At 70.6% G+C, this 10768-nt stretch carries 9 protein-coding genes and 1 pseudogene; 7 read left to right on the forward strand and 3 right to left on the reverse strand.

Annotation, left to right across the window (positions count from 1 at the left end; genetic code table 11):
• Nucleotides 1-212: 212 nt before the first annotated feature.
• The 3 genes from D3105_RS09830 (at nt 213) to D3105_RS09840 (ending at nt 4094) form a co-directional block, all read left to right on the forward strand.
• Nucleotides 213-1229, forward strand: a complete 1017-nt coding sequence (locus tag D3105_RS09830; protein WP_412080968.1) for a PucR family transcriptional regulator — start codon at nt 213-215, stop codon at nt 1227-1229.
• 24 nt (nt 1230-1253) lie between these two features.
• The gene (locus tag D3105_RS09835; RefSeq protein WP_118902235.1) at nt 1254-2153 is read left to right on the forward strand and encodes an alpha/beta fold hydrolase; all 900 of its coding nucleotides are present in this window, start codon (nt 1254-1256) and stop codon (nt 2151-2153) included.
• A gap of 399 nt (nt 2154-2552) precedes the next feature.
• On the forward strand, nt 2553-4094 hold the full coding sequence (locus tag D3105_RS09840) for an alanine/glycine:cation symporter family protein (RefSeq protein WP_118902238.1): 1542 nt from the start codon (nt 2553-2555) through the stop codon (nt 4092-4094).
• Nucleotides 4095-4149: 55 nt separating this feature from the next.
• On the opposite strand, the gene D3105_RS09845 is transcribed toward D3105_RS09840, so the two are convergent.
• Nucleotides 4150-5001 (reverse strand): DMT family transporter, encoded by an 852-nt coding sequence (locus tag D3105_RS09845; protein WP_118902241.1) that lies wholly within the window; start codon nt 4999-5001, stop codon nt 4150-4152.
• A complete protein-coding gene (locus tag D3105_RS09850) occupies nt 4998-5507 on the reverse strand; it encodes a YbaK/EbsC family protein (protein WP_118902244.1) in 510 nt (169 codons plus the stop codon). Before D3105_RS09850 ends, D3105_RS09845 begins: the two co-directional genes overlap by 4 nt.
• A 173-nt stretch (nt 5508-5680) precedes the next feature.
• Here D3105_RS09850 and D3105_RS35265 point away from each other — a divergent pair.
• Nucleotides 5681-5991 (forward strand): annotated as a pseudogene (locus D3105_RS35265) (MFS transporter); the annotation flags it as partial.
• Nucleotides 5992-6072: 81 nt separating this feature from the next.
• Here the strand turns inward: D3105_RS35265 and D3105_RS09865 are convergent.
• Nucleotides 6073-6957, reverse strand: a complete 885-nt coding sequence (locus tag D3105_RS09865) for an esterase/lipase family protein (protein ID WP_240646855.1) — start codon at nt 6955-6957, stop codon at nt 6073-6075.
• A gap of 133 nt (nt 6958-7090) precedes the next feature.
• Between D3105_RS09865 and D3105_RS09870 the strand changes: the two genes are divergently transcribed.
• From D3105_RS09870 to D3105_RS09880, 3 genes are read left to right on the forward strand one after another with little or no spacing between them, the layout of a single operon-like run.
• The gene (locus D3105_RS09870) at nt 7091-9466 is read left to right on the forward strand and encodes a sensor histidine kinase (RefSeq protein WP_240646856.1); all 2376 of its coding nucleotides are present in this window, start codon (nt 7091-7093) and stop codon (nt 9464-9466) included.
• On the forward strand, nt 9463-10119 hold the full coding sequence (locus D3105_RS09875; protein ID WP_206272704.1) for a response regulator: 657 nt from the start codon (nt 9463-9465) through the stop codon (nt 10117-10119). Before D3105_RS09870 ends, D3105_RS09875 begins: the two co-directional genes overlap by 4 nt.
• Before the next feature lie 52 nt (nt 10120-10171).
• A complete protein-coding gene (locus D3105_RS09880; protein ID WP_118902249.1) occupies nt 10172-10768 on the forward strand; it encodes a 3'-5' exonuclease in 597 nt (198 codons plus the stop codon).

Consider the following 10768-nt stretch of genomic DNA (forward strand, 5'->3'; position numbering starts at 1 on the left):
TCCGCCAGCCGAGACTTCGGAAGGCCGCCCTTCGTGGAAGAGAACCTGCGCCGGCGAGCGAGACGCCCAAGTCCACTGTCCTTCAGGAGTACGTCGCCCCTCGGTTGCCCGTGAAGCCGCCCGAGGGCGGGCGGCAGGCCGTCACACCCGTGCCGAGCGGTTTCGGCGATTCCCCGGCCACCCGCGCACGGACCTGCCCCGGATTCGAAGCCCTGCTGGACGCGGTCGCGGCAACGGGCAGGGACCCCGGCGGGGACGAGTTGGAAGAGCTCCGGTCCTTCGGGGAAGAGGCCGCGGTCAGCGGCACGACCCTGCGGACCCTGGTCGTGCACCACCTGTCCCGGACCCGGGCTGCCTGGCCCGCCGGGACGACGGGTTCCGACCGTGTCCTCGCCGCCGTTCAACGAGCCGTCGAAGCCCTCTGTGAGGGCTACGAACGTGCCGAGCAGCTCGCCGTCCGGCAGCAGGAGGCGGCACGGCGGGAGTTCATCGACGACCTTCTGTACGGGAGCGGCGAACCGGGGCTCCTGGCCGAACGCGCTGAGCGGCTCGGGCTGCGGTTCTCTCACGCACACGCCGTCGGTGTGGCCGAAGGCCCCGTCCCGTACGCCGAGGGCGACGCCGTGCCCCGACTCGTCGAACGCGCCGTGACGAGTCGCTTCGGGGAGCGCAGCATTCTGCTCACCACCAAGGACGGACGGCTGATCTGCATCGCGCCCGGGGACCGACGCCAGATCCTCACCCACTTCGCCAAGCAGGCCCACGCCGCGACCGGCGGCGGACGGGCCGCGATCGGACGGCCGCACCCCGGAGCGGGCGGCGTCGTCCACTCGTACAGGGAAGCACTCCGGGCCCTGGACCTGGCGGGCCATCTCGGTCTGGAGGACCCGGTGCTCCACGCCGCGGACCTTCTCGTCTATCCGGTGCTGACCAGGGACCGGCAGGCCATGGAGGACCTGGTCCGGACCACCCTGGGCCCGCTTCTGAAGGCCCGGGGCGGCCCGGAACCGCATCTGGAGACCCTCGCGGCCTACTTCGACTCCGGTTGTGTCACGACCCAGGCCGCCCGGCGCCTTTCCTTGAGCGTCCGGGCCCTCACGTACCGCCTCGAACGCATCCACCAGCTCACCGGGGCCGACCCTGCCGACCCCCAGCACCGCTACGCCCTGCAGACCGCTGTCATCGGGGCCCGGATTCTCGGCTGGCCCGCACACAAGACCAAGGCGTAGACGACAGCGAGCAACCTTCCCTTCATGGTCGACGACGACAAGGACGGACACGTGGCCTCGGTCTACAAGAACGAGAACGCGCAACGGGAGGTGCGGTCCTGGTGTGCGCAGCGGATCGCGGACTGGGGCATCGCGCATGTCCGCAGTGAGGTGGTGACGTCGGCGGGAGTCACCGGTGTCGTGACCACGGGTCCGGAGCCGCGAGACGGGGAGCCGAGTGTCGTGCTGCTGCCGGGGACGAACATGAACGCCGCCCTGTGCCTGCCCCTGGTGGAGGCGATGGCCCGGGAACGGCGCGTGATCATCCTGGACCTGCCCGGCCAGCCGGGGCTCAGCGTGGGCCGGCGTCCTCACGTCCGGCGCATGGCCTGGTACGGGAACTGGTTGAGCGAGGCGCTGACGCGAGCCGTTCCGGGGCCGGCCGTGGTGGTGGGCCATTCACTGGGTGGCGCGGTGGCGCTCGCCTCGGACGCTCCACGGATCGTCGGCCGGGTGGCGCTCGCCGGTGCCGGCATCACCCGTCTGCGGGTTCCCGTTCGGCTTCTGGCCGCCACCGTCCCGTGGCTCCTGCTGCCCTCCGCCGCCCGGTCGGCGGCGTTGCTGCGCCGGATGACCGCTCCGGGGCACGGGGTACCCGGCCATCTGAGCGCCTGGATGCATCTGGTCGCACGCCACTGCCGTACCAGCCTCGCCCCGCCCCCTCTGCCGTCGAGCCTGCTCGAACGACGGCGAACCGTGCCGACGCTGGTGGTGGCGGGCCGGTTCGACCCCTTTCTGCCCCCGCGCACCCTGGGCCCGGCAGCGCGGCGGCGACTCGGGGCGGAGTTCCGGGTGATCGAGGGAGCGGGGCACCTTCTGCTGGACGAGGCGCCGGTCGAGGTCTCCGCGGTGGTGGAGGAGTTCTGTGCGCGGCTCGGGGGCTGAGGCGCACCGCAGGGCGCGCTGCTTCCGGCGGCCTGCGCCATGGGCAGATCGAGGGCGTTCCGGCTGAGATAGGTGTCCGATAAACGTATCCGGGCATCCGCATAACGATGACGTCACCCGCCCAGCATCTTCACCTGCAATATCCCGGAATGTGACCCACGCCACTAAAGGATCGGTAAACGGCGTGGTACAAATGCCCAACTTCGCGGGCGGAGCCACCGTCGACGCGGAGCGCCGGGGCTCAACCGGCAGCAGGTCAGAGCGATCACCCACGTCATCCGCCCATGCGGTATCGGCGGGTCGCCATTCGGACAGCGTCGTTCGCCCATCCCCCCATCGCACACCGACCGGCGAAGGCACCCCCAAGTCCGCCGCTCCAGCGCCATCGAGGTAGCCAACGTGTCACTCGACTCCATCACCGAGAACATCGATGAGTCCGTCAGCGGATTCTTCGAGCCCATAGCCGAATGGCTGGGCGGGATCGTCTTCTACTCCGTCACCATCGCCGGGGCGGAGGTGCCGCTCATCGTCACCTGGCTGGTGCTGGCCGGGCTCGTCTTCACCGGCTGGTTCGGCTTCGTCCAGGTGCGCAAGTTCCGGCTCGCCGTGGATGTGGTGCGCGGCAAGTACGACGACAAGGACTCCGCCGGCGAGGTCAACCACTTCCAGGCGCTGACCGCCGCCGTCTCCGGCACGGTCGGGCTCGGCAACATCGCCGGTGTGGCCGTCGCCGTCTCCATCGGCGGTGCCGGAGCCACCTTCTGGATGATCCTCTGCGGTCTTCTCGGTATGGCCACCAAGTTCGTCGAGGTCACCCTCGGCGTGAAGTACCGCGAGGTCCACGCCGACGGCACGGTCTCCGGCGGGCCGATGCACTACCTGCCCAAGGGACTCGCCGAGCGCTTCGGGAAGAACGGCAAGAGCCTCGGCAAGGTTCTCGCCGTCCTCGCCTCGATCATGATCCTGTTCTTCGGGCTCTTCGGCGGCAATCTCTTCCAGGTCAACCAGTCCTACGCCCAGCTCGTCTCCGTCACCGGCGGCGAGAGCGGTGCGATGGGCTCCTCCGGAGGAGCTCTCTTCTTCGGCATCCTGGTCGCCGCGCTCGTCGGCATCGTGCTGCTCGGCGGCATCCGCTCCATCGCCTCGGTCACCAGCCGGCTCATTCCCGCGATGGCCGGGATCTACATCGCCGCGTGCCTCGTCGTCATCCTCGTCAACGTCACCGCCGTGCCCGCCGCGATCGAGAAGATCATCGAGGGCGCGTTCAACCCCCAGGGTGTCGCGGGCGGCATCCTGGGTGCGCTGATCGTCGGCTTCAAGCGCGCCGCGTTCTCCAATGAGGCCGGTCTCGGTTCCGCGCCGATCGCCCACTCCGCGGTCAAGACCAAGCACCCCGCCAGCGAGGGCCTGGTCGCCCTGCTGGAGCCGTTCATCGACACCGTCATCATCTGCACCATGACCGCGCTGACCATCGTCATCGCCAACCCCGCGAGCTGGGAAGAGGCCCGCGCCGGTGAGTCCATCGGCGGCGTGACGATCACCTCGGACGCGTTCGAGACCGTGCTGCCCTGGTTCCCGTACGTCCTGACCGTCGCGGTGATTCTGTTCGCGTTCTCCACGGTGCTCACCTGGGGCTACTACGGCCTCAAGGCCTGGACGTACCTCTTCGGCCGCAGCCGCACCAGCGAGACCGTCTACAAGTCCCTCTACACCCTGTTCGCCGTCGCCGGGTCGCTGCTCACCCTGCAGACCCTCATCGACCTGGCCGACGCGGTGCTCTTCACCCTCGCCGTCATCAACATCATCGGCCTGTACCTCCTCGCCCCCGTCGTCAAGCGTGAGCTGAACAGCTTCCTTGAGTACGTGCGGGTGCGGAAGGCGGGCGGCTCCGACGAGACCGGCGGAGACACGGACGACGAGACGGCGAAGGCGACCGTCTGATCCGACCGCTCCTGATGCCCCTCACCCCCTTCCTTCACGGAGGGGGTGAGGGGCATCAACTCGTGTGCAGCATCAGGCCGATGCCCACCACCATCAGCCCTGCCGCCGCGATCCTCGGAGCCCCGAAGCGCTCCTTGAAGAACAGCGTGCCGATCGCCGCGCCCACGATGATCGACGACTCGCGCAGCGCCGCGATCGGGGCGAGCGGGGCCCTCGTCTGGGCCCAGAGCACCAGGCCGTACGCGACCACCGACAGGGCCGCGCCGAGCAGGCCGCGTACCGCGAACGGGCGGAGCTGGGAAGCGAGTTCGGAGCGGCGGCGGTAGTACGCGTACGCCGGGATCGCCAGGCCCTCCAGGATCATCAGCCACGCGACGTAACCCAGCGGGGTGCCCGAAGCGCGGACCCCGACGCCGTCCACCGTTGTGTAACCCGCGATGGCCAGGCCCGTGCCGAGGGCCGCCACGATCGCCGGCCAGTGCGGGCGCTTCCCGGAACCCCGGATGCCCCACAGGGCCAGGCCGACCAAGCCGGCCGAGGCCACCGCCACGCCCGTCGTGGCCCAGGCGTCCGGGCGCTCGCCCACGAACACCGCCGCCAGGACCGTCACCACCAGCGGGGCCGTGCCCCGGGCGATCGGGTACATCTGCCCGAAGTCGCCCAGCGTGAACGAGCGCATCAGCAGCATCATGTACGCCACGTGCAGCGCGGCCGAGACCAGGAGGTACGGCCAGGCGGCCGCCGCCGGGAACGGGGCGAACAGGGCCATCGCCGCGCCGATCAGCAGACCGCCGCCGGAGATCAGCGTGAAGGAGAGCAGCTGATCCTTGATCGCGTGGGCGATGGCGTTCCAACTGGCGTGCGTGACTGCGGCTGTGAGGACCGCGAGGGCGACCAGCGGGGTCACTTGGCGGGCTCGCGCACATCCGCGACGGTCGCGCCCGCGTGCGCGATCAGCGTTTTCGGGTCGAGCGGGAACACCGTGTGCGGTGTGCCCGCCGCTGCCCACACCACCGCGTGGTCCAGGAGGCGCCGGTCGGCCAGGACACGGGTCTTCGTGGCGTGGCCGAAGGGGGGTACGCCTCCGATCGCGTAACCCGTCGTCTCCCTGACCAGGTCCGCGTTCGCCCGCGCCACCTTCTCCGCGCCGAGTTCGCGGCGTACCAGCTCGACGTCCACCCGGGACGACCCGTCCATCAGGACCAGGACGGGCACGCCGTCCGCCGTGAAGACCAGCGACTTGACGATCTCGCTCAGCTCGCAGCCGATCGCCGCGGCGGCCTCGGCGGCGGTCCTGGTCGCGTCGGGGAAGCGGCGTACCTCGACCTGGAGGCCCAGCTCGGCCAGCGCCTCCGCGAACCTGGGGTGGGCGGGGGAGACGGGTGCGGTTTCCGCGGGTTCGGGTGTGCTCATGGCTGCACGCTAGCGGTCCGTGCAGTATGCACGCGAGGGGGTTCCGGGGCGTGGGCTCACCCCGCTCACCCTGCCGGATGCGAGCCCGGGGTGTGGCCGAACGTTCGGCGGAAGACCTCGATGAACGCGCTCGTCGACGACCAGCCGCACCGATGCGCCACCGTCGTCACCGCGCGCTGGCCTCGGCGGGCCTGTACGTACCCTTCTCGTTGCAGGTCACGCTCGGCCAGGACTACCTGCCGCCCCGGGTCGGCACCGCCGGCGGGATCACCCTCGGTCTGACCGTCAGCATCGGCGGCCTGGCCAGTCCTGCCGTGGGGCCCTCGCCGACGCCACGTCCCTGCAGACCGCCTTGGCGCCTCTCGTCCTGATGCCCGTGCTGAGCTGGGTGCTCTTCCGTGCTCTGCCTGAACCGGGCTTGTCCGCAGTCGAGTTCGCTGACGGGGAGGCCCACTTGGGGAGCGTTGTCGTCAAGCCCGGGTGACCACGCGCGTCGACGGTGCGGCCGTCCCTGCCGGGGCGACCGCACCTTCCGTTGCTCCGCCTCTCGGCGGATACGCGGATATCAGGTCGTGGCGTGCCAGTACACCGCCAGGCGTGCCTGTTCCACGGGCGAGACGCGCTTGTGGAACTTGGTCCACGTCGTGGAGTACTTGATCCGGCCGTTGTGCGAACCGGTGGTGGTGGTGATGAGTTCGCCGTGGTTGATACCGGCCTTGTACTGGACTTCGTGGTTCGCGGTGTCGGCGATGCCGGAGGACTCGGAGACGGTTCCGTCGTCGTACGAGGAGATCGTGGTCCAGTCGGTGCTCATGTTGCCGTACTTGGTGCTGCTCGGCATCCTGCTCCCGAGCGCCTTGAGGAGGCTGCTACCCGCCTTCATGTCCGTGCACTGCCGGGCTTTTCCGCAGAGGACGGCCCTGCTCTTGGTGATTCCGGCGTGCGGGGTGCCCAGGGTGACGACGTCCTCGATGTAGAGCTTCTCCGGGAAGCCCTTGGCGCGCTGGTGCGTGTAGTGCAGAGCGGCGCGGACGACGAGACCGCCCATGGAGTGGGCTACGACGTCGACCTTGATGCCCTTCTTCGTGTAGTTCCTGGAGACGTACTGCGCGAACTTCTTGGCCACGTCCTTGATGGGCGTCTCACGGCTGCCGGTGACATTGGCCGAGCACTTCTTGTTGCCCGTGTAGTAGCCGAAGGTGAGCAGGTTCCCCTTCCACTTCTTGTTCGTGAAGTGCTTGCGGGCGGCGCTGAACGTCTTGGTGCAGTCGTGCTTGCTGAAGGGGGCGTGCCCGTGGACGAAGATGACCCGGTTGCCGGCGCCGTTCGACCGGGACGGCTTGCCCGCCGCGCCGGCCGGTGCGACGGCGAGCATGGTGAGGACGGCCGACAGCGCCGCGGCGAGAAGCAGCGTGAGCCGCCTCTGAGGTGTGTGCTGAGTTCTCTGCATGAAAAGTTCCCCGTTTCCCCGTCTTCGCGTGTGGTTCTCGACGGGGACGTTAGCCCTGCCCGGTCGCGGGGTGTGCCGGTCGTTCGCCCCACAACCGGTCCTGATTGTTCGCCGGTCAACTAACCTCGGCCGTATGCGGATTGGGGGTCAGGAGGGGAACAGCGAGCGCCTGGTGAACCGCACCGTCGAGCGGTACGGGGTGTGGCTCAGGTCCGCCGTGGTCCTTCTGTGCGGTGCGCTGGGCCTCGTCTGGGCGGACGCGTCGGATGTACCCCGGGCGCTGTCGCTGCTGGCACCGGCCGTCCTCGCCTCCGGACTGCGTCTTTGGGCGCTGCGCCGTCCGCTTCCGCTCGCCCTGCTGTGGACGCTGGACGCGGCGGTGGTGACGCCGATGGGGCTCGCCCAGCCGGTCCTCGGCGGTGAGGGCGCGAACGCGATGGTGGAAGTGGCCGTCGGCATCAGCGTCATCGCGTTCCAGTTCGAGTGGGCGACGCGTCCGGCGGCCGGGGTCGCCCTGGCCGTGGCGGGGGGCGCCGCCTGCGTCCTGGGCGACATCCTCTCCTCACCCGCGCACGACCCCGACGTGGTGCCCCTGGTGCGCATGCTGATCCAGGTGGGGCTGTCGAGGGCGGGCTACCTCATCGTCCGGGCGCGGGCCAGGGCGGCCGACCGGTCGGCCGCGGTGAGGGCCGCCCTGCGCCGGGAGGCCGATGTCGCCGCGGCACGGCGGGCGACCGAACGCGAGTACCTGGCGACCTTGCACGACACGGCCAGCGCGACCCTGCTGATGGTCTCCCAGGGCGACAGCCGGGACTGGTCGTGGCTTCCCCCACGTGCCAGGCAGGACCTGGAGGCGCTGTCCGCCATGCCCGGATTCGAGACGGGGAGCGTGGACCTCGCGGCGCTTCTGCGCTGTGTGCCCGAGGGGGAGGGGCAGGCCAGGGTGCGGCTCACGACGCACATCGAGGGTCCGCTCGCGATGCCGTCCGGCCCTGGGCTCGCGATATTCAACGGCGTCCGGGAAGCCGTCACCAATGTGTCACGCCATGCCGGGGTGCGGGAGGCGGAACTCAGAGCGTGGCGGGAAGGGGCGAACGGGGTCGTCGTCGAACTCTCGGACGCGGGAGGGGGCTTCGACCCGGACTCCGTCCCGGTACGGCGCCGGGGCATCTCCGGCTCCATCGTCGGCAGGATGCGCGCGGTCGGAGGCACCGCTTCCATCACTTCGCGTCCGGGCACCGGGACGCGTGTGGAGTGGCGCTGGCACGACCGGGGACGGGCGCCCCGGACAGGTGACGGCGTCCTCCAGGCCACGGGAGCGCCGTGCCCGCCCCGCGGCCAGGCGCAGCACACGGCCGCGGTCCGCTTCATCCGCGGACAGCTCCTCTACGGGTCCCAGCTGGTCGCCCTGCTGATCTGCCTGGTGTGGCAGTTCACCATCTCGCTGCGCCGGCTGGTGGCCCACCAGGACGTGTACCAGCCCGCGTGGGCGCAGACGGCCGCCTTCGTCTGCCTCGTCGCCGTCGCGGTGACCGGGGGCGCCCATCTGCTGCGTGGTCGGCGGATCCCGCCGGGGGTGCGCGGCTGGTGCCTGGGTTCGGTGCTGGCCGCCTCGGCGGTGAGCGCGTACACGCTTCCGGCGGGTCACTCGACGGGCCCGGCGGACTGGGCGTTCGGCGTGGTCGGCTGGCATGCGTTGTTCCTGCTGGCAGACCTGCGGGTCAGGGTGTACGCGGCGATCCTCGGGGCGCACATAGGGATCAACTCGGCCTCCGTGGTGTGGCACGGGGCGCCGACCGCGGCCGAGGCGGCCGTTCTGGGGATCGCCACGGTCGGCAGCTGTGGCCTCCAGCTCGCCATCGGTGTCCTGATGACGCATCTGCTCCGCGACACGGCTCCGGCGGCGGGGTCGGCGGCCGCGCGGGAGGAGGAACTGCGTACCCGGGAACGTATCCACGAGCACCTGCAGAGCGATCACAAGGAGCGCTACCGCGCGCTGACGGCGACGACGGTGCCGCTGCTGGTGGGCCTCGGCCACGGTGTGCTGAGCCCGCACGACGAGGAGGTCAGACTGCGGTGCGGCGTGGAAGGCGCCCGCATGCGCCGCCTGTTCGCGGAAGGCGATGCCGTCGCCGACCCGCTGCTGAACGAGTTGCGGGCCTGCGTCGAGGTCGCCGAACACCAGGGGGTGACGGTGAGCCTGGCCGTGCGCGGCCGGCCGGGCGAGGTGCCTGTGGAGGTGCGCAGAGAGCTGGTCGACCCGGTGGCGGTGACGCTGGGCCGTACCCGCTCGGCCGCGCGCGTGACGGTCGTATGGACCCCCGGCGCCGTCCGGGTGAGCGTCGTGGGCGTCGACTGCGCGGACGACCGCACCGAGGCGTCGGCCGTCCCGGCGCACAGCCGTGCGGCGGACCCGCACGTGTCCGTGGTAAGAACCAGACGCGGTGAAAGTGTGTGGGCAGAAGCGAGTTGGAGCAGACCGGTGTCGTCGGGAGTTGACCTGCCATGAGTAACGACGCACCGGTCAGCGTGGTCGTCATCGACGATCATCCCGCCATCCTCTCGGGCGTGGAGATGTGGTACGGCGCTTCACCGCGGCCCATCATCGTGGTCGCGGCGGGAGCCTCCGTCCGGGAGGCCTGGACCGCCCCGGGCAGTGCGGCCGACGTGGTCGTCCTGGACCTGCAACTGGGCGAGGCCGTCCCCGCCTTCAGCAGCCTCCGGAGACTTGTCGACGCCGGACGCCAGGTGGTCGTCTACTCGATGCGGGACGACGAGAAGACCGCGCTCACCTGCCTGGACCTCGGGGCCGCGACCTTCCTGACCAAGAGCGAGGGCCAGGAGCACCTGGTCGAGGCGACTCTGGCGGCAGCCGACGAGCGGCCCTACATGCCGCCCGCGCTGGCCGGGGCGCTGGGCACGAACGCCCGCGCGGACCGCCCGCAGCTCTCCTCGCGCGAGGAGAACGTGCTCATCGAGTGGTTCCAGTCGGAGTCGAAGGAGCTGGTCGCGCAGCGCCTCGGCATCTCCGTACGGACGGTCAACTCGTACCTGGACCGCGTGCGGATCAAGTACGCGAACGTCGGCCGCCCCGCGCGGACGAAGGCGAGCCTGGTGGCCCGGGCGGTCCAGGACGGACTCGTCGACGTGGACGACCTCTGAGAGGCCGTGAAACCCGGATGACCCGGGGCGGCGGTGCTTCTACGCTCGCCCCATGGACGTGGGGGAGCGGGACGAGCACCTGCTGAACGTGGTCGACGTCGAGGCGACCTGCTGGGAGGGGCAGCCGCCGCCCGGCCAGGTCAGCGAGATCATCGAGATCGGCCTCACGGTCGTCGACCTGCTCGCGGGCCAACGCCTGGCGAAACACCGGCTGTTGGTTCGGCCCGCACACTCGAAGGTCAGCCCGTTCTGCACGGAGCTGACCGGCCTGACGCAGGCGGAGGTGAACGGCGGCCTGTCCTTCGCCGAGGCCTGCCGGGTGTTGGCGGCCGAATACCGTACGGGCCTGCTGCCGTGGGCGAGTTGGGGCGACTACGACCGTAACCAGTTCACGCGCCAGTGCCGGGCGACGGGCGCCGAATACCCCTTCGGGCAGCGCCACACGAACGCCAAGGTCGCCTTCACCGCTTCGTACGGCCTGCGCCGCCGCCCCGGCATGGCCCAGGCCCTGGAGACGGCCGGCCTTCCGCTGGAGGGCCGCCATCACCGGGGCGACGACGACGCGTGGAACATCGCCGCCCTGGTGCTGGATCTGGTGGGGCGGGGGGACTGGGCGGCGATGTTCCACGCGTCGTCGTCGCCCCGGTGA

Origin of the sequence: Streptomyces globisporus (assembly GCF_003501885.1) — a bacterium.
Classification (GTDB): domain Bacteria; phylum Actinomycetota; class Actinomycetes; order Streptomycetales; family Streptomycetaceae; genus Streptomyces; species Streptomyces globisporus_D.